The organism is Sphingobacterium sp. SGR-19 (assembly GCF_011043555.1).
Classification (GTDB): domain Bacteria; phylum Bacteroidota; class Bacteroidia; order Sphingobacteriales; family Sphingobacteriaceae; genus Sphingobacterium.
The window spans coordinates 120219-146346 of sequence record NZ_JAAKGS010000005.1; the positions used below are offsets into that span (position 1 = coordinate 120219).

22 protein-coding genes are annotated in these 26128 nt (G+C 44.8%); all 22 read left to right on the top strand.

Annotated features, from left to right (window positions below):
- The first annotated feature begins 61 nt into the window (after positions 1 to 61).
- The 22 genes from G5B43_RS11260 to nuoE all read left to right on the top strand — a co-directional run bounded on the left by G5B43_RS11260 (position 62) and on the right by nuoE (position 26126).
- Entirely contained in the window at positions 62 to 1786 is a 1725-nt protein-coding gene (locus G5B43_RS11260; protein WP_165294851.1) for a class I mannose-6-phosphate isomerase, read from the top strand.
- 25 nt (positions 1787 to 1811) lie between these two features.
- On the top strand, positions 1812 to 2972 hold the full coding sequence (locus tag G5B43_RS11265) for an MFS transporter (RefSeq protein WP_165294852.1): 1161 nt from the start codon (positions 1812 to 1814) through the stop codon (positions 2970 to 2972).
- A 4-nt stretch (positions 2973 to 2976) separates the two neighbouring features.
- Positions 2977 to 4029 carry an ROK family protein gene (locus G5B43_RS11270; protein WP_165294853.1) on the top strand — a complete coding sequence of 351 codons (1053 nt, stop codon included), beginning with the start codon at positions 2977 to 2979 and terminating at the stop codon, positions 4027 to 4029.
- A gap of 33 nt (positions 4030 to 4062) precedes the next feature.
- Positions 4063 to 7071: a SusC/RagA family TonB-linked outer membrane protein gene (locus tag G5B43_RS11275; RefSeq protein ID WP_165294854.1), complete on the top strand. Its 3009-nt coding sequence runs from the start codon at positions 4063 to 4065 to the stop codon at positions 7069 to 7071.
- Between the two features lie 11 nt (positions 7072 to 7082).
- Entirely contained in the window at positions 7083 to 8687 is a 1605-nt protein-coding gene (locus tag G5B43_RS11280) for a RagB/SusD family nutrient uptake outer membrane protein (RefSeq protein WP_165294855.1), read from the top strand.
- A gap of 18 nt (positions 8688 to 8705) precedes the next feature.
- Complete coding sequence (locus G5B43_RS11285; protein ID WP_165294856.1) at positions 8706 to 9848, top strand: SusE domain-containing protein; 1143 nt, start codon at positions 8706 to 8708, stop codon at positions 9846 to 9848.
- 4 nt (positions 9849 to 9852) lie between these two features.
- The gene (locus G5B43_RS11290; RefSeq protein ID WP_165294857.1) at positions 9853 to 11052 is read left to right on the top strand and encodes a glycoside hydrolase family 76 protein; all 1200 of its coding nucleotides are present in this window, start codon (positions 9853 to 9855) and stop codon (positions 11050 to 11052) included.
- Positions 11049 to 12251: a glycoside hydrolase family 76 protein gene (locus tag G5B43_RS11295; protein ID WP_165294858.1), complete on the top strand. Its 1203-nt coding sequence runs from the start codon at positions 11049 to 11051 to the stop codon at positions 12249 to 12251. Before G5B43_RS11290 ends, G5B43_RS11295 begins: the two co-directional genes overlap by 4 nt.
- 25 nt (positions 12252 to 12276) lie before the next feature.
- Positions 12277 to 14640: a GH92 family glycosyl hydrolase gene (locus G5B43_RS11300; protein ID WP_165294859.1), complete on the top strand. Its 2364-nt coding sequence runs from the start codon at positions 12277 to 12279 to the stop codon at positions 14638 to 14640.
- A gap of 354 nt (positions 14641 to 14994) precedes the next feature.
- Positions 14995 to 15873 (top strand): diacylglycerol/lipid kinase family protein, encoded by an 879-nt coding sequence (locus G5B43_RS11305; RefSeq protein WP_165294860.1) that lies wholly within the window; start codon positions 14995 to 14997, stop codon positions 15871 to 15873.
- 4 nt (positions 15874 to 15877) lie between these two features.
- Entirely contained in the window at positions 15878 to 16225 is a 348-nt protein-coding gene (locus G5B43_RS11310; RefSeq protein WP_165294861.1) for a translation initiation factor, read from the top strand.
- A 434-nt stretch (positions 16226 to 16659) separates the two neighbouring features.
- Positions 16660 to 17493: a MotA/TolQ/ExbB proton channel family protein gene (locus G5B43_RS11315; RefSeq protein WP_165294862.1), complete on the top strand. Its 834-nt coding sequence runs from the start codon at positions 16660 to 16662 to the stop codon at positions 17491 to 17493.
- 97 nt (positions 17494 to 17590) lie between these two features.
- The gene (locus G5B43_RS11320) at positions 17591 to 18241 is read left to right on the top strand and encodes an ExbD/TolR family protein (RefSeq protein WP_165294863.1); all 651 of its coding nucleotides are present in this window, start codon (positions 17591 to 17593) and stop codon (positions 18239 to 18241) included.
- Positions 18242 to 18260: 19 nt separating this feature from the next.
- Entirely contained in the window at positions 18261 to 18812 is a 552-nt protein-coding gene (locus G5B43_RS11325; protein WP_165294864.1) for an ExbD/TolR family protein, read from the top strand.
- A gap of 19 nt (positions 18813 to 18831) precedes the next feature.
- Positions 18832 to 19707: an energy transducer TonB gene (locus G5B43_RS11330; protein ID WP_165294865.1), complete on the top strand. Its 876-nt coding sequence runs from the start codon at positions 18832 to 18834 to the stop codon at positions 19705 to 19707.
- Positions 19708 to 19939: 232 nt separating this feature from the next.
- Positions 19940 to 20902: a PstS family phosphate ABC transporter substrate-binding protein gene (locus G5B43_RS11335; RefSeq protein ID WP_165294866.1), complete on the top strand. Its 963-nt coding sequence runs from the start codon at positions 19940 to 19942 to the stop codon at positions 20900 to 20902.
- 153 nt (positions 20903 to 21055) lie between these two features.
- On the top strand, positions 21056 to 22795 hold the full coding sequence (locus G5B43_RS11340; RefSeq protein ID WP_165294867.1) for a tetratricopeptide repeat protein: 1740 nt from the start codon (positions 21056 to 21058) through the stop codon (positions 22793 to 22795).
- Between the two features lie 105 nt (positions 22796 to 22900).
- Positions 22901 to 23281 (top strand): NADH-quinone oxidoreductase subunit A, encoded by a 381-nt coding sequence (locus G5B43_RS11345; RefSeq protein ID WP_165294868.1) that lies wholly within the window; start codon positions 22901 to 22903, stop codon positions 23279 to 23281.
- Positions 23282 to 23306: 25 nt separating this feature from the next.
- Positions 23307 to 23861 carry an NADH-quinone oxidoreductase subunit B gene (locus tag G5B43_RS11350; RefSeq protein WP_165294869.1) on the top strand — a complete coding sequence of 185 codons (555 nt, stop codon included), beginning with the start codon at positions 23307 to 23309 and terminating at the stop codon, positions 23859 to 23861.
- Positions 23854 to 24357, top strand: coding sequence for an NADH-quinone oxidoreductase subunit C (locus tag G5B43_RS11355; RefSeq protein WP_165294870.1), 504 nt, complete (start codon positions 23854 to 23856; stop codon positions 24355 to 24357). Before G5B43_RS11350 ends, G5B43_RS11355 begins: the two co-directional genes overlap by 8 nt.
- 16 nt (positions 24358 to 24373) lie before the next feature.
- Positions 24374 to 25609, top strand: coding sequence for an NADH-quinone oxidoreductase subunit D (locus G5B43_RS11360; protein ID WP_165294871.1), 1236 nt, complete (start codon positions 24374 to 24376; stop codon positions 25607 to 25609).
- Positions 25602 to 26126, top strand: coding sequence for a complex I 24 kDa subunit family protein (gene nuoE / locus G5B43_RS11365; protein ID WP_165294872.1), 525 nt, complete (start codon positions 25602 to 25604; stop codon positions 26124 to 26126). The genes G5B43_RS11360 and nuoE overlap by 8 nt, the downstream gene beginning before the upstream one ends.
- Positions 26127 to 26128: the final 2 nt, after the last annotated feature.

A 26128-nucleotide genomic window follows, 5' to 3' on the forward strand; every position in this document is an offset into this window, starting at 1 on the left:
TGCTGAACTAGTATGTGCATACATACTAAACATATATCTGAACAATAATACAATTATAGACATGGTAAGTACGTACAAGAAGAAGCCTGCAATCAATTTAGACGGTTTTGCTGTGAAGGGGTGGGATGCGATTATTGCTGTTTTAACAAAGCAAAGCAACAGCAACGGTATCATCGCAATCGACTGTTATACCGGGATAAGCCAAGAAGAGCTGGAAACGCAGTTCGGGCAACTCAAACCGGATATCTTTTTGCAAACCAGCGACTTATTTATTTCCGAGGCAGACGTAGCAGCCTTAACTGATAGATTTATGACCGAAGATACGTTGTTCGGGTATAACTCCAATATTACATTAGATGAATATTTTGACGAGAAGAAACTGGAATGTGCGCGGGAGGCAATTGCAGCATCCAACGGAGGTGTTATTGTGCTTGGTCCGGGTGCGCGGTTGGTGGTTGATGCGGATATCTTAGTTTATGCGGATATGCCGCGTTGGGAAATACAGCAACGGATGCGTAAGCGGCAGGCTAAAGGTTTGGGCATCGATAATAGTAAAGCTCCTTTTTCTCACCAGTATAAACGTGGGCTATTCAATGACTGGCGGGTGCTGGATAAGTATAAGCGGTCGATTTATAGCAACGTTGACTATTGGCTGGATACGGTGGTGCCAAATGAACCGAAGATGATAGACAGGCAGACATTCTATGCCGGTATGGACAAAGCAGCGGCGTCGCCATTCCGCGTGGTACCGTTCTTTGATCCTGCACCTTGGGGCGGTCAATGGATGAAGGATGAATTTGCGCTCGACGCGTCGAAAGTGAATTACGGATGGGGCTTTGATTGTGTGCCCGAGGAGAATAGCCTACTCTTTAATATCGATAATATGGTGTTCGAGATGCCTGCTGTAAATCTTGTCTATACAAAGAGTGGTGAGGTATTAGGAAAGCCGGTAGAAGCTCGATTTGGGAAGGACTTTCCGATTCGTTTTGATTTTTTGGACACGGTCGGCGGGGGTAACCTCAGCCTTCAGGTACACCCAACTACCCAGTATGCGCGTGATCATTTCGGATTGCACTATACGCAAGACGAAAGTTATTATATCATGGATGCAAAAGAAGATGCCCATGTATACCTCGGCTTCAAAAAGGACGTGGACCGGAATGTCATGATAAACGAGCTGGAGAAAGCAGAACGAGGAGAGCTGGTTTTCGATGCGGAAAAATATGTGAACAAAATACCGACGAAGAAACACGACCACTTTCTTATTCCAGCAGGAACAATCCACTGTTCGGGTATAAACGCGGTGGTGCTCGAGATTAGCTCGACGCCCAATCTATTCACATTTAAGCTGTGGGACTGGCAGCGGTTGGGCCTAGACGGAAAACCTCGGCCCATCAATGTTCAGCGGGGTAAACAGGTGCTCGACTGGAATTGCGACACCGATTACACGAAGACGCAGCTGGTAAACAATGTGCAGGTTGTGGATAAAGGTGATGGATGGATGGAAGAAAAGACGGGGCTGCACAAAAGTGAGTTTATTGAAACGCGTCGGCATACGTTTTCGGTTCCGGTTACGCATGATACGCAGGACAGTGTGAATGTACTGAACCTCGTAGATGGCGATGAAATTATCGTAGAAAGTCCTACGGGTGCATTCGATCCAATGATTATCCATTATGCGGAAACGTTTATTATTCCGGCAGCCGTTGGGACCTATCGTATTCGACCACATGGGGCTTCAACGGGTAAAACTTGTATGACGATTAAAGCATCGGTCAGAATTTGATGAAGGGAATTAAAACCAAAACACTATGCCAAACAACCAACAAAATAAACCATCCCTTGTACTGATACCGATATTCCTCAATTTCTTTATCATGGGGTTTGTCGATATCGTGGGAATTGCGACCAATTATGTGAAGAAAGATTTTTTGCTGTCGGATACTACGGCTAGCCTGATACCGATGATGGTATTTGTGTGGTTTGCCATATGTGCTGTACCCACAGGACTATTGATGGACCGAATCGGACGCAAGCACACGGTATCTGTTGCGCTGATCATCACGGCTATTGCTATGGGAATTCCGTTTGCGAGCTATAGTTACGGGGGGATATTGCTCGCTTTTGCGTTGCTCGGAATTGGAAACACGGTTTTACAGGTTTCGTTGAATCCGTTGGCCGCATTTGTCGTGCGTAAAGAAAAACTGACCAGCACACTGACCATGGGGCAGTTTATCAAGGCAATTTCTTCTTTTTTGGGTCCGATATTGATGGGTGCGGCTGCTGTACAGCTGGGCAATTGGCGTCTTACGTTTTTATTTTACGGCTTGGCAACGGTACTGTCTATCATTGTACTGCATACAATGCACCCCAATGAACCAAAAGCAGACACTACGGTAAGCTCGTCCTCCTTTCGCAAGATATTTGCCTTGCTACGCAATGGGTTTCTCATTCGCTGTGTCGTTGTTGTTTTGCTAATAGTAGGTATCGATGTTGGCTTGAACACCAGTATCCCGCAGTTGCTTATGAATCGCCTCGCTATGCCGTTGGAAGACGCTGCGCTGGGCACTAGTCTTTATTTTGCAACCCGAACCGTCGGTACGTTTGTGGGGGCGATCCTGCTGGTTAAACTATCGGCCGTAAAATTTCTGCGCGGGACGATAGCATTGGCTGTTTTAGGCTTTATAGGTATACTATTCGGCTCCTCATTATGGGTAGTATTACTGTCTATTGCTCTAGTCGGTCTGGCCTGTGCGAATGTATTTTCGATTGTTTTTTCACTGGCCATGCAACATGATATGAAGCATGCCAACGAAATCTCGGCATTGATGATTATGGGGGTATCTGGCGGCGCGCTGGTTTTGCCGTTGCAAGGCTTGATTACGGACTTGACGAGCTTCACGATTGGTCTGTTGGTGATTCTTGTCAGTATGGTAATCATCGGTTCAATTTCGTATAAATTTAAATACTAGCCATATGTATAATCACGATAACCGCATTGTATTGACATTGGACGCCGGCGGTACAAATATGGTGTTCTCGGCTATTCAAGGTAATGTTGAAATAGTGGAACCTTATTGCTTACCGGCTTATCCGGATGATCTGCAGAAATGTCTCGATACGTTGATTGATGGGTTTACACACATCAGGAATCTCTTGCCAAAAGCGCCAGTTGCGATCAGCTTCGCATTTCCAGGTCCGGCGGATTACAAGAACGGAATCATTCATGATTTACCGAATTTTCCGTCTTTCCGAGGAGGCGTTCCGCTCGGTCCGTTTTTGCGAGAACATTTTCAGATTCCCGTTTTTATCAATAATGACGGTAATCTCTTCGCTTATGGAGAAGCGTTGGCAGGTGCGCTCCCAGCCTTAAATGAAAGATTAAAAAAAATGGGGTACAATAAAGAATATCGTAACCTTATTGGTGTCACGTTTGGAACCGGGTTTGGATCGGGCGTCGTGATAGATAATCGTTTGTTGACGGGTGACAACGATTGTGGTGGCGATGTGTGGGTGTTCCGCAATAAACTTTACCCCGATAAAATAGCCGAAGAAAGTGTAAGTAGACGCGCTATCACTCGCGTGTATAACGAATATGCTGCTGTGGTGGACGAAACGTTGACGCCTAACGACATATTTCGTATTGCAGAGGGCGAAATACCGGGCGACCGGCAGGCGGCTGTGCGAAGTTTTGCCCAATTGGGTGAGGTCGCTGGCGATGTTATTGCGCATTTATTGACCGTTGTAGATGGGATCATTGTCATAGGCGGTGGAATTATCGGCGCAGCGAAATATATTATGCCTGCGCTAATAGGCGAACTCAGGTCTTCTTTATCTACCTTTTCCGGTGATAACTTGTCGCGCCTACAGATGGAGGTAGTCGATGCGCAGGATGAAGACAGTTTGAAACAGGCAACGACCAATTATAACCCCCATAAAAAAACATTTATTATGACGACATCGCTAGGAACGAGCACGGCCATTTCACTAGGAGCCTACGCTTATGCTTTGCATCAATTGGCGGATTAAATTATAAAAAGCTAAACATTAAATTATGATCATATGAAAGAGCAGTTAACTAAAAAAATCAAAATCCTGCTGCGGTGCCTGGTACTCGTTGTATTGGGTACTCAGGCATTTTCAGTAGCGGCGCAGGAGAATCAACACGCGGTAGCGGGCCTCGTTGTCAATACGTCTGGCGTGGCTATTTCCGGCGCATCTATAAAAGAAGTGGGGGGAACGAATTCGGGGCGAACGGATGCTGAAGGCCGGTTCATGTTGAATCTGTCTACCACGGATGCAATCCTGCAGATATCCTACGTTGGTTATGTTACCCAAGAGGTGCCGGTGGATGGGAAATCGAGCATGCGCGTAGTACTAATGGAAACAAACGAGCAACTGGATGAAGTCGTCGTCGTCGGCTACGGTACCCAACGGAAAGGTAACGTCACTGGCGCAATTTCTTCGGTTAATATGAAAGAGCTGGAAAGCAGACCTGTTGTGAATGTGGTAGAGGCTTTGCAGGGTACCACACCGGGTTTGACCATTCAACAGAGTAATTCGCAGCCGGGGAGTCGTCCCGCTATCAATATTCGCGGTATAAATACGTTGAATAACAACGATCCCATGGTCATTATAGATGGTATATTGGGTGATATCCAAAATGTAAATATGGCGGATATCGAAAATATTTCGATACTGAAGGATGCAGCTTCGGCTGCCATTTACGGTTCCCGTGCTTCCAACGGCGTAATTCTTATTACTACCAAGAAGGGAAGCAAAGGCGTTTCACGTGTATCGTACGATTATATTTTTGCGGAGCAGACGCCCACGTTTATGCCGCAGATTGTCGATTCATGGGTATATGCGGAGCTTCGAAATGAAGCGCTGATCAATTCGGGCCGTCCGACGCAGTTCACAGCTGAACAAATAGCGGATTTCCGAGCAAATGGTCCGAACACGAATTGGATGAAGGAAATATACCGTACCAGGGCACCACAGCAATCCCATAATTTATCGCTTTCGGGGGGCGGTGATAAGACGACGTATTTGATTTCGGCGGCGTACCTGGATCAAGAGAGCATGTTTAAAGGACCAGACTACGGGCTGGAACGGTTTAATTTTCGTACAAACATTGAAACAGAAGTTTCTGACCGCTTTAAGGTAGGCCTGCGAGCGGCATATGCTCGTAATACACTGAAAGATCATGCGTATTGGACAGATTGGCTCATCGAGCAGGCAACCCGGATGCCATCGATATATCCGATCCGCAACGCGGAGGGCGGATATAACTACCCCAGCGGTAGCAATTCCAACTCCCTAGCTCGTCTGGAACAAGGAGGGTTGCGCAAAAGTGCGAACGATGATTTATCGGGCATTCTGAATGCCGAATATAAATTATGGGACGGGTTGAAGCTGCGCGGAATGGTCGGTACCCAATTGTATTACAACCGGATGAAAGAAAACCGCAAGGCGATACCGGGCTCGGGAGATTTGGAGAACCGATCGACCAATGGCTCGCAGCGTATACAAAATATAACGACCAACCTGATTCTTTCGTACGATAAAACCTGGGGAAGCCATACGGTGAACGCCATAGCCGGGTATTCATATGAAGGATCGACAGACAATCGTTTCGAAACGTTCCGGATCACGGAGGAGTCGAATTATGATATCATGGGCGGCTTGCAAACCGTGAATACCGGTAATCAGGAGTGGCAGCATGAATGGTCTATTTATTCGGCATTTCTGCGTATGAACTACAATTTTTCGGATAAGTATCTCTTTGAGTTTAACCTGCGGGACGACATCTCTTCCAAGTTTAGGAAAGGCAATCGGTCGGCTTGGTTTCCTTCGATGTCTGCCGGATGGCATATATCGGAAGAAGGTTTTTATGCTGAAGGGTTGAAGAACATCATGCCTTCTGCTAAAATCAGATCTTCTTGGGGATTGGTCGGAAACAACCGCATTGCAGACTACCAGTATCAAGCTAATGTGAATATTTCCCAAGGCTATAATTTTGGTAACACGATGTATCCAGTTGCCTCGTTCGACGCCGTGAATCCGGATTTAAGGTGGGAAACAACACAGATGTTCAATATCGGAGCTGATCTTGGATTTCTAGATAATGCATTGACGTTGTCGGGCGAGTATTATGTCAACGATACGTACGACATCCTGATCGCGATTCCGGTACCGGGCTTGTTTGGCGGCGGTACACCAATACAGAACGCGGGGAGGGTACGGAATAAGGGATGGGAGATTGCTGCGCGTTACCAATTTAATACGGGCGCGGTGAACCACACGGTATCGGGAAATTTATCGGATAGCAAAAATAAAGTAATGGATACGAAAGGCACGGAATGGATCAGTGGTTTTGATGTAAACACCATTGTGCGGGAGGGGTATCCTATAAACTCGTACTATGCGTACCGATGGGATGGATATTTTCAAACAACGGAGGAAGTAGCTCAAGGGCCTCATTTGGACGGAATCACGCCGAAGCCGGGTGATCTGCGGTATCTGGATAAAAATGGTGATGGTATCGTGAGGGAAGATGACGATCGTTTTGTATTAGGCAATAGATTCCCTCGCTTTTTATATGGATTTAACTACGCTGTAGGTTGGAAAGGTCTTGATTTCTCGATGTTCTGGCAAGGGGTCGGACAACGACAGGTGTGGTTACGAGGAGAGTCCGTCGAAGCGTTCCACAACAATAATGAAGGCCCCGTATTTGATTTTCATATCGATCGCTGGACGCCGACTAACCCAGACGCTACATATCCGCGACTGACTGTGGGCGCAGAATCCGCAAACAACGCCGCGAAGTCAAGTTTTTGGATAGAGAATGCGGCTTACCTACGACTCAAAAACGTGCAATTGGGTTACACATTTCCGAAGCACTGGACGGATAGGGTCTCGTTGAGCCGTCTCCGTATTTACACCAGCATACAGAATGCGTTGACCTTCTCTGACATGAAAGGTGGATGGGATCCGGAGACTGCTGACGGGGGTGGTCGTATTTACCCAGTAAACCGTACCTTTTCCGTCGGGTTGAACCTTAACTTTTAAACGTAAAAATTATGAACAAGTACATAAAACGATCTTGCCTAGCAATCGCGATCACATGCCTGTTTTTGGGCGCATGCCACGATCTTGACCTCACACCACATGATAGAGAGACCGATACTGAATATTGGAATAAACCGGAGTCGGCGATGTACATGATCAATAAGTGTTATCAGGGGATGAACAATGCGGATGAAGTGCTGTATGCCGACGCCATGACCGACAACGCTTATACGAAGGTGAATAGCAGCCATAACCAGGCCATTGGTAATGGCTCGTATTCTACAGCGGACAATTACGTACGGTCTGTGTGGGACTATCGGTACAGCGGTATCCATCAATGTAACCAGCTTCTTGATAATCTAGACCGTGTTCCCGGATTAAGCGACGAGCTGCGCAACCGTTATCGGGGAGAGGCTATTTTTATTCGGGCGTACCATTACTTTGAGCTTTACTCGAAGTTTGGTGATGTTCCCTTTTTTACAACGGTTATCTCCATTGAAGAATCGAAAACCATCGGCCGTACGGCGAAATCTGAAATTGTCAATAGCTTGCTAACGCAGCTATCTGAGGTGATTGACAATGATTACCTTCCGACTTCGTACGACGCGGAAAACACGGGGCGGATAACGCGTTGGGCGGCCATGGGGCTTAAAGCGCGTATGCTTTTGTTTGAAGGTGCAGGACGGTATAACGAGGTGATACCTATCACAAACCGAATTATAAATGAAGGTGGGTTTTCGTTGCATGGTGATTACGAAGGCCTGTTCACGACTGCGCATGAAAATAACGCTGAGGTGTTGTTGGACGTGCAGTATAAACCGGTAGATCGCGAACATTCGGTGCAGTATCATTTTCTTCCGCCATCGCTGGGGGGGTATTCGCAACTTTCTCCTTTGCAGGAGTTGGTTGATAGTTATATCACGCTGGATGGATATCCGATAACAGAGGCTCCATCGTCTAGCTTCGATCCAGCGGATCCTTTTGCTAATCGGGATCCAAGATTGGCTGCTACGGTCATCTATACGGGCAACTCGTATACTTTGGTGGACGGCTCGGAACATGCTATCGACAGCAGAAGAGGGGCGGCTCCCGATGGATTTGGTTTCTCTTCAGATGCGTCGGCTACGGGTTATTACATCAAAAAATATTGGGATAATACGTACCGTTCCAATCTTTTGTCAGGCCTCAATATTATCTTAATGCGGTATGCTGATATCTTGTTAATGCATGCTGAGGCGCTGGCTGAGCAGGGTCAGTTGACGTCCACTGAATGGAACCGGACGATACGGCCGCTGCGTGTTCGGGCTGGATTTACGGAACCGAGGGCGCTGGAATTTCCCACTGGAGGCGACTTGAAAGAGATCGTGCGACGTGAGCGGCGTAGCGAGTTGGCGCTGGAAGGATTACGCCATAAAGATATCATCCGCTGGCGAATTGCCGAACAAGTACTCAATGGATGGAGTCACGGCTTATATACCGGCGATGCTGCGGGTACAGATAATGGGTATGTGCGGGTGGAGAACCGGCGGTTTGATGCCGGAAAACACTATTTGTGGCCTATTCCGCAGAATGAGCGGGATTTAAACAGCAACCTGACACAAAACCCCGAATGGTAACCTTATAGAACGAATATTATGAAAAATCTATTTTTATCGATTATAGCTGCTTTTCTGCTCTTGTTGGGCAGTTGCGGAAAAGAATACCAGCTTTCCACCGATTTTATGGTGCCCACTGAATTAGCCTCGCCTGCAAAGGTGGTGCTCGATGTGACATCAACCGATAATATTGTCTTTTCTTGGAATGGTGGGGGCGCCGATGATGGTTCGTATGTATTATATGAAGTGATCTTTGCAAAGAAGGGCGCGGACTTATCCAATCCTGTGGAACGGATAAAAAGCGATTTCGGTGCGAACCCGAGGCTGACAATCACACACGCCACACTCAATACGATTGCACGCAAGGTCGGCATCGCACCCGGAGAGACGGGAGAAATTTCTTGGTCGGTATTGACCTCGAAGGGCGGCGATGTGAAGGCGACGGATGGAAGAAAAGACATCGAAGTAACGCGTGGTGAGGGTATAGATAATATGCCTAATAACTTATATTTATATGGCGAAGGTAACGAAAGTAATGGGGCTGAAGGTTCGTTGTTCCGCAAAGCGGCAGACGGAATCTATATCCTTTATTCTAAAGTATCGGGCAATGGCGAGTTGGAATTAAAAGGGAAAGTGGGGGAGGAAGAGTTTGGATATTATCTGGAGGATGGCAAGCTTAAAGAGGGTGTGGGGACAATCCAGGTGGCAGCAAATACGAATCCCTATCGTATCACAGTGGATTTTAATACACTGACCGTCAAAACGGAGATCATATCGAACGTGCGATGTATCTGGGGGGCAACCTACGATGTCATCGGTCAGCTGGATTATGTAGGCGACGGTAGGTTTGTTGCGGCGAACCGTCCGATCCGGTTTATTGACCCAAGCAAGCCGGAGACAAATCCGCCTAGTTGGTTGAGTTGGATTGAAGAACGTTATTATTTTATCGCTACTGTGGGTGGTGCGGACAAATGTTGGGGAAGAATGGACGGTGTTAGCTCTGAGCGGCCGACGGGCGGCGAACCCTTATCTTTCTATGAACTCGGCGAGTTTACCTGGAGTCAATGGGACCATCTTTGGAAGATGAAGGGGGACCTGAATTCCAAAAGGGCAACAATTACCATCCATACGAATAAGGAAAACCTGATGGTACATGAGTTTTCGAATATCAGTAATTTATAAACAGATGAAGAAGATATTATATATTTTATTTCTGGGGTTCACCATCGTCGGTTGTGACGATGGGTCGGAACCCTATGTTAAACCGGATATCAAGGATCCGTCGCCGATTGAGACGGTGAATTCCGCTGTGCGGGCTAAGGAGATATTCGATCTTATTAACCAGTATTATAAAGCTGGAAGTTTGTATAAGGAACATTATCCTGCACAGTCGGGCGATGCGACGTACTCTTATCTCTGGCCTTATGATGCGGTTGTAAGCGGTGCTTCCCAACTTCATCAGTTGGGGTACGAGGTGGGCTATAATGGAATAGTAGATGGGTTTGAGAAGTACTATAGGCAGACTGCGCATGGAAGCAATATCGGTGGGTATGGATCTTCCACAAATGGCAGCATTGGTGGAGGGACGCGTTTTTATGACGATAATTCCATTATCGGCGTAAATCTGCTCGAGGCATACCACATTACGCAAGATCAAACTTACATTGAACGAGCTGCCCGGATTGTGCCTTTTCTGGAAAGTGGTATTGATGACCGCTTGGGCGGAGCATTGTGGTGGAACGAAGATTTTCGGTACAATCCGTCGTCTGCGGAAGCGAATAAGCCTACTTGTTCTAACGGTTATGCTACGCTCTTTTTACTTATGTATTATGAGGTGTGTCCGGAAGCAGAAAAGCCTCATGTGCTAGCGCTGGCAACAGAGCTGTACAGTTGGTTACGAGCCAATCTTTACGATCCGGCTACAAAATGTTACTGGAATGATGTGAATGCGAATGGTACAATCAATACCCGGTTGTGGACGTATAATGCGGGGGTAATGGTACAGAATGGCATTCGTTTAGCGGAGATTACGGGAAATAATCAGTATCTGGAAGAAGCAAAAACGACAGCGCAGGGGGCATACGATTATTTTGTAAAAACGCGTAATGGCATCTTATCCTATACCGATACTGATCCGTGGTTTAACACAAAGTTGTTGCGGGCATATATTGATTTGGCGGAATATGACGAACGCGCCGATACATACATTAATACGTATTATAATTTTATAAACAACGGTTATACAAAGGCGCGCACGGATGTTGGGTTTTTCTATGAAGATTGGACAGGTGCAAATCCAGGTAGGTATTACTCCTTGCTTATGCAAGGTGCTGTGGTGGAGTCATATGGCGCTTTAGCGCTTTACCGGGGAGAAACGAAAGAATGATGGGGATTAGAAAAGAGTTGTTATTACTGTTATCATTGTATCTGTTGTCGCCTTTAGCACACGCTCAGCCGGAGGACACCTATCTCCAGCGGGCTAAGGAAACGTTTCACCTGGTGTGGGACAAATATCGCGTGCCTGAACATGGGTTATTTGCTGAGTATTATCCCAATAGTTACAAACCGGATCTTACATATTTTCAAGAGAGCGGACATAAAGCGCAGGAGGTATCTTATCTCTGGCCGATGAGCGGCGTTTTTTCGTCTGTAAACGTACTCATGGAACTGGATCGGAAAACCTATAAGCCTTATCTGGATTCGATGGTGGTAGCGGTGGAGGAATATTTGGATAAGACCCGAACCCCTTATGGGTATCAAGCGTATCCATCGAAGTTCCAAACAGTGGATCGCTATTATGACGATAATGGGCTGGTGGGGATTGATTACATCGATGCCTATATGATGACGAGAGACGCGTCTTATCTAACGAAAGCGAAAGACGTGATGACCTTCATCGAGAGTGGATGGACGGATGATTTTGGAGGGGGAGTTTCCTGGCTTGAAGGCGTACGCGATCAGAAACCTGCCTGCAGCAATGGCAAGGCGACCGTATTGGCGTTAAAGATCTATCAAGCTGCCGGTGAAAAGGAGTATCTTCGATATGCCATAAAATCATATGATTGGATGATGGAAGCATTGCGTGATGATAACTTGGATATCATTTGGAACGCACTGCTTATTCCAGATGGTGCAACGACAGGGCGTAAAGAAGCTGAGGTTCAGAAACATGCGTATACGTATAATACGGGAACCATGATCCAGTCGGCCGTTAGGCTTTACAAAATTACGGGCGAAAGAGGATATCTTGATGACGCTCGGGCGTTAGCAGAGGGATCTTACAAATACTATTTCGGCTATACGAAGGATAATATTCCCTATGTCAAAGATATTCCTTGGTTTACATTGGTGTTGTTCAGGGGGTATCAAGAACTGTATGAAATTGACAAAAACACGAAATATGTGGATGCGGTGATCGAGCGGGCCGATTGGGCATGGAGGCACGCTCGAGACGAAATTGGACTGCCGTATGCCGATTGGACGGGACAAAAGGACGAACAGAAAAAGCCAAAATGGTTGCTTGATACATCCTGTATGGCGGAATTGTATGCTCGCATCGCATTGATTAGAGCACAAGGCAAGTAAAAAGAATGTCAGCAATATAAATAATATGAAGAAGCATTTATCAATACTACTAATAGTTTGCACGTTCGTGGTGTCATCCTGCGGAGGGGAGAAAGAAGTGACGGAAAGACTATCTAACTACGTGAATCCCAACATCGGCTCCATACACAGCAGGTGGTTTTTCTATACGCCAGGCGCTGTGCCATTTGGAATGGCCAAACTAGGGCCGTCCACAAATGGTTCCTATGGGAATGCCAATGGTTGGGAAGCGGTTGGCTATGAGGATAGCCATAGTTCTATAGAAGGTTTTGCTTGTTTCCATGAATTTCAGATCGGTGGCGTTATGCTAATGCCGATTGTCGGAGAGTTAAAAACTACGCCGGGCACGCTCGAAAATCCTGCCGAGGGCTACCGCTCCCCCTTTAAAAAAGAGAACGAGTATGCTACCGCTGGATTCTACCGTGTTTTGCTAGATAAATACGAAACAAAAGTGGAGCTTACGGCGACCGACAGGGTTGGTTATCAGCGTTACACATTTCCGCAGTCTGAAGAGTCTTATATCTTGTTCGATATCGGAAATAAATTAGGCGAAAGCGGTGCGGTAAGTGACGCCTATATCAAAGCGGTTGACGAGACTACTATTGAAGGGTATGTTGTGACAAAGCCTGAATATGTAAAAAAGTATCAGCCGGATGCGACCGTGAATATGTATTTTTATGCCAAATTGAGCAAACCTTTCAACGACGTCAAGACCTTCCTGCGCGCAGATTCTGTCGGTTCGGCAAGGGAAATAAAGGGAGTGGGCGCTTGTTTGGCTGTTCAATATGAGACAGCAGCTGATGAACAGATTACCGTACAGATTGGCCAATCGTATACCTCGATCGAAAATGCAAAACAGAATTATGAGATGGAAGCTACCGATCGGAGCTTTGACGCGGTCAAAGATGATGCTTCGCTCCGGTGGAATGACATGCTCGGGCGTGTAAAAGTCGAGGGCGGCCGTAAAGAAGATAGGGTTAAGTTTTACACGGGGCTGTATCACGCTTTGTTGGGACGTGGCCTTGCTAACGATGTGAACGGTGCTTATCCGAAAAATGATGGTACAGTTGGGTTCGTTGAGCTAGACGAAGATAAACAGCCGGCCTTTAATTACTACAATACGGACGCCATCTGGGGAGGATATTGGAACCTTACCCAGCTGTGGGCATTGGCCTATCCGGAATATTACTCCGATTGGGTGCAGAGCCAATTATTGGTATATAAAGAGACGGGCTGGCTGGGAGATGGTATCGCTAACAGCAAATATGTCTCAGGTGTAGGTACAAACTTCACTAGTCTGGCAATTGCTGCTGCTTACAATTGTGGAATCCGTGATTTTGATTATCAATTGGGGTATGAGGCCGCGCTAAAGAATGAGATAGATGGTCAAAACCGACCGGCCGGTGCAGGTAAACTGGATGTCGCAGCATTTGTGGAACGCGGTTATTGCCCCTATATTCCAAGTGACGATTATTTTATTACGAAGCAGGATGAAGGGTCGGTATTCGGCGCCTCCCACACCATGGAGTATGCGTTTAGTAGTTATGCTGTCGCGCAATTCGCGAAAAACTTAAAAAAGGAAGCGGATTATCAGCGTCTTTCTAAAATGGCATCGAACTGGGAGAATCTCTTTGATACGGAAACCGAACTTATTCGTCCGCGCACGCTAGACGGAAATTTCTTGCCAAATTTTGATCCGATGGCCGCATGGGCAGGTTTTCAGGAGGGTAACGCGATCCAATACACATTTTATGTGCCTCACCAACCCGGGAAATTGATTGACAAGGTAGGTAGAGATGTGTTTAACGATCGCCTCGACAGTATTTTCACGCGCTCGCAGAAAAACACTTTTGGTGGAGGTAAAACAGTGGATGCTTTCGCAGGTGTACACGCACTTTATAATCACGGTAATCAGCCAAACCTGCATGTATCTTGGCTGTTCAATTTTTCTGGGAAACCTTATTTAACCCAAAAATGGGTGCGTACAATCTGTGATGAATTTTATGGCGTTGATGGGCTTCATGGCTATGGTTACGGCCAGGATGAGGACCAAGGACAATTAGGTGCATGGTATGTGATGGCTGGTATGGGCATATTTGATGTGAAAGGCCTAACACAGGTCGATCCACAATTCCAGATTGGTAGCCCTATATTTGATCGTATCGAGGTCAAGCTGAATAAAAAATATTATAAAGGCGATACGTTTGTGATCGAAGTAGCGAATAATTCACCAGAGAATATCTATGTACAATCTGTAAACAAAAACGGCAACGCACAGCAATCGGTATCCATCCCATTCGCGGATGTGGTAAATGGCGGTGTGCTGAAACTGCAGATGGGAAGCGAACCAAATACGGATTTACAGGAGTAGATTTCTGCTTCGCGCTCTTCGCCTATAAGGGCGCCTCTTCATATTACGGGTAGAGACACCAACACGGTGTCTCTACTTTTTTATATAGCAAGTATATGCGGTATTGCACAAACCCCAATTAACCTTTGATGTCGCATCTGGATATTGACACGATGAGGTTTTAGGTAGGCAATTGCACGATCCTTCCTTAACCACGGATGTCGCCTCTTTTTTGTTGAGTATGCAGAAATTCCCTTTTTTGCACTATCTAATAAGGATTCAACAAAAAACAGCGACGAGTTTTTTTGCTTCTTTTTTTGAGGAAAAAAAAGAAGAGAAATAACGTTATCTTTATAACCTATTTCGGATGAAGATATGCGTCAACGTAAGCGAATATTGTTTGTTATCAACCCGATTTCCGGGGGGAAAAAGAAAACGGCGTTCAACAAGCAAGTCTTGGAAGTGCTCGACTTGGAGAAGTTTGATCCGACATTTAAGATTACCGATCATGCCAACCACGCTTTTGAACTAGGGAAGTCGGCAATCGAGGAAGGATATGATGCGGTAATAGCCGTGGGAGGCGATGGCACGATCAACGAGCTGGGATCTGCGATTTTAGGAACTGATATGCCATTGGGTATCATCCCCGAAGGGTCAGGAAATGGCTTGGCACTTTACCTAGGGATTCCGCTCAACGAATCGGCGGCTATCAGAAGGATCAATCGATTTGAGACGTCCGAAGTCGATACAGGCGTGGTCAACGGACGGCATTTCTTTAATATTGCCGGATTGGGTTTTGATGCTTCTGTAAGCGACCGCTTTGCTGCAGATAATATTAGAGGCCCAATTGGCTATTTACGTTCAGCGATCAACGTGTTGAGCGATTTCCAACCCAGCACTTATACATTGCAGATAGACGGGAAGGAATATAAGAGAGAGGCCTTTATGGTTAGTGTGGCAAATTCTCCACAGTATGGCAACAATGCTTATATTGCACCGCAAGCATCGATCAATGACGGACTGCTTGACGTATGTATCGTAAAAAAGTTTCCGCTCTATCTATTTCCCAAAATGGTTTTCCATTTGTTCACGAAAAGTGCCGACCAATCCGAGTACGTGGAAATAATTCCCGGAAAGGAAATTACCATTCTGCGGGACGAAAAAGGGCCGGTACACGTAGATGGGGAACCCGTTGAAATGGGGAAGACGTTGGAGATTACGATCAAACCGAGATCATTGAAAGTTATTTGTTAGTAATATGAAGAAGAAAAAACAACGTTTTGAAGGTATCGTTTATTCCACGGCGGATAATTTTGAATTTGTAAACGCTGAAAGGGACGAAGAAGAAGACACATTACCGGTTTCGCAGCAAAAACTAAAAGTACTATTGGATCGCAAGGCACGCAAGGGAAAAGTTGTTACAATTGTGCAAGGATTCATAGGAACCGAAAGTGATTTGAACGAACTGGCAAAAAAGTTAAAACAAAAATGTGGCGTCGGTGGAGCTGCAAAAGACGGCGAAATTTTGATTCAAGGCGATGTCAAACAAAAGATCTTTGATTTGCTCAAAAACGATGGGTATCCAGTGAAATCGGTTGGAGGATAGATGTTTACAATGCAAAAACTAAACGGAATGTGACGGAAAGCTGATCGTTGGCTTTGAAATTATGACAATCACTTGATGCAGGTTTTTGCCGAAAGTAGGCTATGTTTTTGTGAGTGAATACTTACTTATTTTTTATTATTAATAATTCTTTAATTTGCATAAACCAAAAAAAATGATTTTCATTGTAAAATATTAGCGCGGTATTAACGTTAATCCGTATAGCAAATATCATATTAGGAAGGACATGGAACCGCTGATGGTTTACTAATATGTGACGCATTGAAAGATGTATAAATTAATGTCAAGAAAATTTTATTTTTAACACAAAATAGTATATTTGTTTTGCTTTTATGGCAGAATAAGTGCTTTTGAATTGCACAAATTGAATTAAACAATTAAATATTAAACAACAGTAAAATCTAAAAATTAGTAAAATGGCAAACGCACCAAAAACTACTGCTCCTGCTAAAAAACAAGAAAGCGGAAATTCAGGTAATTTATTTGCGAGTTTAGCAATCATCATTTGTTTTGTGATTGGTTTCGTCGTCTATAAATTTGTAATGGGAGATCCTTCAAACTTTATCGACAACAATCCAGAAAATCAACCCCTCCCTGGTAACTATTTCGGAATGGTTTACCACGCAGGCGCGGTAGTACCTGTCCTTTTAGGTCTATTTTTAATGGTATGGGTATTCGCTGTAGAGCGTTTTATCGTTATCGGTAGAGCTTCGGGTACGGGTAACGTAGGTAACTTCGTAAGAAAAATACAGTCTTTGATCAACGGCGGTAACATTGATTCGGCTATCTCCGAGTGCGATAAGCAAAAAGGTTCTGTAGCAAACGTGGTAAAAGCTGGCTTGTTGAAATATAAAGATGTTTCAGCTAACGTTGGCATGGATTCAGAAAAATCTGTCTTAGCTATCCAGAAAGAAATCGAAGAGACAACTGCGTTAGAAATGCCAATGTTAGAGAAAAACATGAACGTTCTTGCAACATTGGTGTCTATCGGTACGTTGGTTGGTCTATTGGGTACGGTAACCGGTATGATTAGAGCTTTCGCGGCCTTGGCAACAGGTGGTGCTCCAGATTCAGCGCAGTTGGCAAATGGTATCTCCGAGGCCTTGATCAACACGGCAACAGGTATCGCGACGTCTACTTTCGCTATCGTGTTCTATAACATCTTAACAGCAAGAATTGATAAGTTGACTTATTCTATCGATGAGGCTGGTTTCTCCATCGTGCAAACGTACGCTGCAAACCATAAATAAGAAAAGATGTTTTTTTCAAATTCTTTTATGGAATTTGTGAAAAGCATGCATCATAGATGTAAACGAATAAGGATTTAACTAAGGAAGTAAAGAAAAAATGGGTAAAGCAAAAGTAAAAAGAGCCAGTACCTCCATCGACATGACGGCGATGTGTGACGTATCGTTCTTGCTCCTTACATTCTTCGTATTGACGGCAACAGCACGCCAGCCCGAAGTATTGGTGGTGGATACGCCAGCTTCGTCAAGTCCCGAAAAGTTACCAGATGATGGTTTGGGGATTATTTCGGTGGCGAACGGTAAAATATTCTTCGGTATCAAGAACCCAAACGTGCGGGAACTTACCTTAAAGAATATATCGCAGAAATACAGTGTTAATTTTTCTGCAGAGGAATACGAAAAATTCAGACAGTTGGACGAATTTGGCGTTCCGGTAAGGAATTTACGTCAGCTGCTTTCGTTGCCAAATGACCAACGGACGGAAAGTATACAGCCGGGTATCCCTGTAGATAGTACAGAGACGGCCTCAAACGAGCTGTATTCTTGGGTACAGGAGGCGCGTCGGGCCACGATCGAGTTCAACCGCTCACGCGAAGACGAAAAAGGGTTTGTGGATCCGGGGCCGATGAAAGTAGCGATCAAAGCTGATGCCGAAGAGAAATATCCGGCTATCAACTTAATTATTGAAACGTTACGTAACCAGAAGCAAAACAAATTTAGTTTTGTGACGGGTTTGAGGCAGGATAACTAAACGCATAAACGAGAAGAAAATGGCAGAATTAAATCAAGATAGTGGTAAAGGTGAAAAAGGTGGTAAGGTAAGAGCCAAGAAATCCGGCGGTAAGGTCGATTTGACCGCGATGGTAGACTTAGCCTTCTTATTGATTACCTTCTTCATGCTGACAACGTCACTAAATACTCCTCAGGCCATGGATGTGGCGATGCCGGACAAAAACAAGATGGATCAAAACGATAATCTGGAAATTGCGGACAATCGTTCCATCACCCTTTTGTTGGGATCGGATGACAAGATTTCCTGGTATTATGGACAATTAGCGAAACCGATTTACCCACCGACTACGGTAGATTATGGTAAAGAAGGTATTCGTCAAGTATTGCTCAGAATGCAGAAAGAGGTTCCTCAGCGTGCAGGAGGTAAAGATTTGATTGTTGTGATCAGGCCTAGCGAAAAATCTGTACAACGTAATCTCGTGGATATTTTGGACGAGATGCGGATTGTGGATGTGAAACGCTACATGATTTCCAAGATCAATAGTGACGAAATAGAAGTGTTGAAAAGCGAAGGTCTTTTTAACGATTAATCGCATAATTAAGTAAAATATGTTTGGTTCTAAATTAGATATATTCAAAAGAGAATGGCTTGACGTCGTCTTTGAGAATAGAAATAAGGAATATGGCGCCTATGACTTGCGTAAGTTCGCCCCGCGAGCAACCAACGTTGCGCTATTCTCGATTGTCTCGATCGTTCTTGTTTTGAGTGCTCCAAAAATGTTTAACATTAAGGTGTTCCCGGATAAACCAGTGGAAGAAGCCCCCGTTATAACGGAGGTGACGCTGGAGGATTTGGAGATACCGGAGCCTGAAGAAGAGGAAGAGGAACCACTTCCACAGGAGGAAGAACCACCGCAACGTATCGCACAGGAACCGCCAGCGGAAGATTTGGTGCGTTTCCCCGAGCCGAAGGTGGTGCCTGAAAGTCAGGTAAAAGAGGAAGTGGTATCACAAGAAGAAATTAAGAAAGAAAATAAAACACCAGCACGTATTACCTTGAAAGGTACAAAAGGAGCATCGGGTGTGCCTACAGGAGAGTTTGGTCCGAAGAAAGTCGAAGGACAGATTACAGGTAGTGCTACCGGAGATCCAGATGGCGGCGCAGACAAAATCTTTACCGCGGTAGAGGTGAACCCCGAACCACATGGTGGCTTGAACGCTTTTCGTGAGTGGGTGGGACGTAACTATAGTTATCCGCAAGGTGCTATTGATGCTGGGGTAAAAGGTCAGGTTGTTGTTTCGTTTGTTGTAGAGCGTGATGGTAGTTTAACGGACATCAAAGTTGTAAAAGATTTGTCGTATGGTACGGGAACAGCTGCCGTGAATGTGTTGAAAAAAGCGAAACCTTGGAAACCGGGTATTCAGAATGGTCGTCCAGTGCGTGTAGCTTATACCTTGCCTATTACATTGAATCTTCAACAATAAGCATGGGTTTGCGCAACAACACAAGAAAATTTAGTCAGAAATCGCCAACAAAGCGATTTCTGTCTATTTTGGGGCTAGCGATGTTCGCCTTCTATTTTATTCTGGGCATCTTGGTTATTTTTTGGGATAATTTTCCGCTTGATATCGACCCTACGTATAAGAATATGTTCGGCATCCTGCTCATTGTTTATTCATTTTTACGCTTTGCAAGATTGTGGCAGAATAATTTTTGATGAAACAAATATTCAATATAAGCATTTTAGCAGTCGTACTACTGAGCATGGCTGGCTGCTCGCGTTGTTCTCGGACGGAAAAAGGGTCTGCAATGGACGATAACTCGATGATGAAGGAAACTACACCTAAGGAGGACGTTTTGGCGGGGGCGCTTAACGTCGCCGTGGATGAAACGGTCTATCCGCTTGTGAAAGAACAGGAAGAGGTGTTTTTATCGGCTTATCCCAATGCCCGACTGAACCTCATCGTAAAGCCGGAACTACTGGCTATTCGAGCGATGTTGTCCAATGAGGCGGGCGTGGCCGTTTTAGCACGGGAATTGAATGAAACGGAACGTGATTATTTCAAGAAGCGTTCGATTAAACCGAGAATATTTCCAGTGTGGACAGATGCCATTGTGGTGATCAACAATACTAAACTTGCAGATACAACCGTTACTATTGAATATCTGGTGAATGCAATGAAGGGAGAAAGTACCGACCGTAAAAAAATTATTTTCGATAATCTTAATTCCAGCACATTTAGGCACTTGAAGGACTTAGGTAAATTGGAAAAAGTAGCGTCTAACTTTGTGGAAGCTATAGGTGACAGCGAAAAAGTGCTTGAAGCGGTGGCAAACGATCCGGGAAAAGTTGGAATTTTAGGGTATAATGTCTATTTAGATTTGATCTCTTCATTTCCGAATAAAAATAATATTCGTATCTTGAGCGTGCAGAACACGATTGGAGAGGGCGCGGATAATAATTATTATAGGCCCAATCAGTCCACTATTGCAGCAGCGCAGTACCCGCTGAGCCGCACATTTTATGTGCTGAACTACCAGCCTAATTTAGGGCTGGGAATTGGATTTTCTGCGTTCTTGACGGGTGACAGGGGACAACGCATCGTATTAAAATCGGGCTTGGTGCCCGCGACAATGCCAGGACGCGATATCATTATAAGGGATGAGATTAACTTATAAATTACGACAAATTAAACATTTATAGGGATAGGTAGTCAAATAAAAGGCGGGGGTGCACAACAAAAAATTGTATTATTCGTTTAGATTTGCGATAATTCGTATTAAATTCGTAGATAGTTATTAAAAAAAAGAAAAATAGAACACAAATAGATTATGACAAAGAGTAAATTATTTTTAAGTCTATTACTGGCGGGTACGGTAGGGTCTGTAAGTGCGCAGAGTTTAAAGGATGCCAAAGCCGCTATAGATGAGGAGAGATATGATGAAGCGAAAGGTATGCTTCAGAATTTGGTGGAGAAGAAAGCAAGAGATGGAGAAAATTGGTTTTATCTTGGCCAAATTCACTTGATCAACGATAAGATAGATTCTGCCGAGTATGTATTTAATCAAGGGGTGACCAATGCGCCGAAAGAAAAATTAAACAATGTAGGATTGGGTATTGTCGACTTGATGAAAGGCAACAAAGCAGCGGCTGAAACGAAATTTTCAACAGCTGTTTCTGATTTAGGTCGAAAAGAATATTTACCATTGCTTTATGTTGGGCAGGCTTATATTAAGGCGCCGGAGCCCGATTATACAAAGGCAATCGAATACCTAACGCAGGCAAAAGGAAAAAACGAGAAGGATCCGGATATATTGATCGCATTGGGTGATGCATATGCTGGTATGGGCGAGAGTAGCCAAGCGTTCGTAAATTACCGTGATGCGGAATATCTCGATGAGAGTTTATTGGCTCCGAAAATTGGACAGGCTTTGATTTCGAGAAGAGCACAAGCGTATGATGTGGTTATCGAGTCGTTGACAAAATTATCGGGCGAGAATCCGGATTACGCACCGCTTTACCGCGAACTTGCAGAAACCTACTATCTATCTTCGTTGAAGGCACCGGAAGATGATTACCGCGAGATCAACCAGAAAGCGTTGGAATACTATCAGAAATACCTCAGTTTAACAGGTGACGCTTCGGTTGAGGCAAAAACACGTTATGCTGACTTCTTGGTGTATTCCGGTAACTACGCTGAATTAAAAACGGTTGCTCAGGAATTGGCTACGATGCCGGGTGTAGATGCTAAAGTTTACCGTTATTTGGGATATATCGCTTATAACCAAGATAAAGATTATGTGAAAGCCGCAGAGAATATGAATATCTTATTCGAAAAAGTACAGCCGGAACGTTTGATTCCACGTGACTACTTGTATGCTGGTTTAGCAAACTTGAGCGCTGGTGATTCTACAAAAGGTGAACAGTTATTGAAACAAGCGGTAGAAAAACAAACGGAAGACGATAACTTGGAAACAGAGATTGCGGAAACCGCATTTGCTAAGTATCAGGACGGTGAGATAGAGGAAGCGGTTAAGATTTTCCGTATACCTGCTGCACAGGATTCATCTGATTATTACTATGATGCGAATTACTTCGTAGGTCTTGGTCAATATACCAAAGGGTCCAAATTGGTGTCTCCGGCAGAAGGTGAGGAAATTACGCCAGAATTGGGTGTGCAGAAGATCACAGCAGCGAAGCCAACACTTGATGAAGCTGTTAAGTCTTTCAGTAACGTTATAGCAACAGACAAAGACGATGTAAAAAAGAAATATTTAATAAATTCTTTGTACTACAAAGGTTTGTCTGAGCTTGCATTGGACGGTGTCATGTATGACCCTGAAAATGCAAAGGGACTGTTCGTAGATTCTTTCACCAGATTGTTACAGGAAATACAGAATTTCGAGGTGCCTGAAACGACAAAGAATTCCTACATTGTTGATGCAAACAACTACTTAGGTTACTACTTTTATTTGAAAGGAGAAACTGAAAAAGCGAAGGCACATTTCCAGGAAACTATTAAGGTTAGCCCGGATGATGAGTTCGCTGGGCAATTCGTTGATCAACTGTAATTTAGAATCATAACAAATAAGAAAGGGGCTGTTCAGAGCCCCTTTTTTTGTGGCGAAAAAATGATATATTTGTTAGGAAGAGAAGTACATTAGAAAACTGATATTATGGAAAGTGTAAACTTAGAAAGCACTCCAATAGATTATTTACCCATCTTGATACAATTGGGCGTAGCCGTGGCATTTGGTGTTTTAACTATTGTCGGTACACATTTGATTGGGCCGAAAGTTCGTACCGAAAATAAACTGGGCGCTTTCGAATCCGGGGTTGAGGTAATCGGTAACGCAAGACAGCCTTTTTCCGTTAAGTATTTTATGGCTGCGATCTTGTTTGTCGTTTTCGATGTGGAGGTTATATTTATGTACCCATGGGCGGTCAATTTTAGGGAGATGGGGATGGATGGTTTATGGAAAATGGGGATCTTCTTGGGGATTGTCGTTCTCGGTTTGATCTACGAAGTAAAACGCGGAGCGTTGGAGTGGGATTAGTGTTTGTGAAAATAACAAAGGAATCATGAGTAAAGTGACATTGGCAGAAGCTCCCCCAGGTGTGGAAGGAGCTGGATTTTTTGCGACGTCTTTAGATAAAGTGATCGGGTTGGCTAGGGCGAACTCCCTGTGGCCACTTCCGTTTGCGACTTCGTGCTGTGGGATTGAATTTATGGCCACTATGGGATCTACGTACGATTTGGCCCGTTTTGGGGCTGAGCGTCCGAGCTTCTCGCCGAGACAGGCGGATATGCTGTTGGTCATGGGGACCATAGCTAAAAAAATGGCGCCCGTGTTAAAGCAGGTTTATACGCAGATGGCAGAGCCGCGTTGGGTGATAGCCGTCGGTGCATGCGCTTCCAGCGGAGGGATTTTTGATACTTATTCGGTATTGCAGGGTATAGACGAAATTATTCCGGTAGATGTATATGTGCCGGGTTGTCCTCCACGCCCCGAAGCGATATTGGACGGTGTATTGAAATTGCAGGAAATCGTGAAGAATGAGTCTTTGAACCGCCGGAATACGCCGGAATATAAGGCATTGTTGGAAAAATATGGAATAGCGACAGATAATGGATAAGTTGAATAATCAAATCGTTATAGATCGCCTGCAGGAACAGTTTGGAGACCAGGTTCGGGTCGTGGCGGAACCGCATGACTTGTTGACGGTAGCGACGGAGGCAACATCTATCTTGGATGTGCTTGGTTTTGTAAAGGATGACGCGTCTTTGCGCTTTAATTACTTGACAGATATTACCGCGGTGCATTACCCGAATGAGGAACGCGATTTCTGTGTAGTATACCATGTGCATAATCTATTGCAGAATTTGCGTCTGCGGATAAAGGTATTTATCAGTGGACCTACGCCGACGATTCCTTCGGCTACTCCCTTATGGAATGGCGCGAATTGGATGGAGCGCGAAACCTACGATTTTTTCGGGGTGGTGTTCGAAGGTCATCCCGATTTGCGACGGATTTTAAATATGGATGAATTGGACGTATTCCCCATGCGAAAGGAGTATCCGCTCGAGGACCCAAACCGGGTGGATAAAAAAGATTTTTATTTTGGACGTTAAACCCTAGCAGCGTAAAATGAGTAAACCGATAACCAGAATAACACCGAATGCGGCCGTATTTTTCGATAATGACCCGCAGGATGAGTTTATCACCCTTAATATTGGACCCACACACCCGGCTACGCACGGAGTATTCCAGAATGTGGTACAGATTGATGGCGAACGCATTGTGAGCGGTGTGTCTACAATAGGTTATATACACCGGGCTTTTGAGAAAATTGCGGAACACCGTCCTTTTTACCAGATAACGCCATTGACGGATAGGTTGAACTACTGTTCGTCGCCGATAAATAATATGGGGTGGCATATGACGGTAGAGAAGTTGTTGGACATTGAACTGCCGAAACGGGTGCAATACATGCGCGTAATTGTGATGGAATTGGCACGTATTGCAGACCATATTATCTGTAACGGTATTTTAGGTGTGGATACAGGAGCTTTCTCGGGATTCCTCTATGTGATGCAGGAGCGGGAGTTTATATATGAAATTTTCGAAGAAATTTGTGGTGCGCGCCTGACGACCAATATCGGGCGTATCGGGGGGTTTGAACGTGATTTTAACGAAGTTGCTTTCCGTAAGATCGAAGAATTTATCAAACGTTTCCCGCCGGTGTTGAAAGAATTTGAAAACTTGTTTGTCCGTAACCGGATATTCATTGAACGTACTTCGGGTGTGGCTGCGGTTACTCCAGAAGACGCCCTCAGCTACAGCTGGTCAGGCCCGATCCTTCGTGCGACGGGTGTTGATTATGACGTACGGGCGACGGCACCATATTCATCATATGAGGAATTTGAGTTTGATGTTCCGGTAGGCACAAACGGTGATGTATACGATCGTTTCATGGTGCGAAATGATGAGATGTGGCAATCGCTGCGCATCATCGAGCAGGCATTGGAAAAGATTAAAAAAGAACCTACGGGCGTATTTCATGCCGATGTCCCCGAGTTCTATTTGCCGCCGAAGGAACAGGTATATACCAATATGGAAGCGCTTATCTATCATTTTAAAATCGTCATGGGGGAATGGGAAACACCAAAATCGGAGGTTTATCACGCTGTCGAAGGCGCAAATGGTGAATTAGGATTTTATCTTATCCACGATGGAGGACGAGCACCTTATCGCTTACATTTTAGAAGACCATCTTTCGTCAATTACCAGATGTTTGCTCCTATGAGCAGTGGGATGCTTATCTCTGATGCGATTATCAATATGAGTAGTTTAAACGTTATTGCAGGAGAATTAGATGCTTAGTGTTAAAGAAAATATGATTGTGGAATTTAGTGCACCACTGCTGGAGAAGTTTGCGGAGGTGGTAGCGCGCTATCCGGAAGGCAGGCAGAAATCAGCACTTTTGCCTATCTTACACTTGGTGCAAGCTGAATACGGCTGGCTGAGTGTGGATGCGATGGATAAGGTTGCTGCGTATCTAGATATACGACCCATCGAAGTATACGAGGTGGCCACATTTTATACCATGTTTTTTCTGCAACCTAAAGGTAGATATGTGTTGGAAATCTGCCGTACAGGCCCTTGTTGTTTAGTGGGAGCCGAACGTATCATGCAACATATAGAAGATAAGCTGGGTGTTAAAGAAGGAGAGGTTACAGCGGATGGCCTATTTTCTTGGAGAGGTGTGGAGTGTGTTGCGGCTTGCGGCTTTGCTCCTGTATTACAGATCGGGCCCGAGTACACATTTTATGAAAACCTGACCGAAGAGAAGGTGGATCAATTGATTGATGAATTGAAGCAAAAAGCACAAACGATATAAGT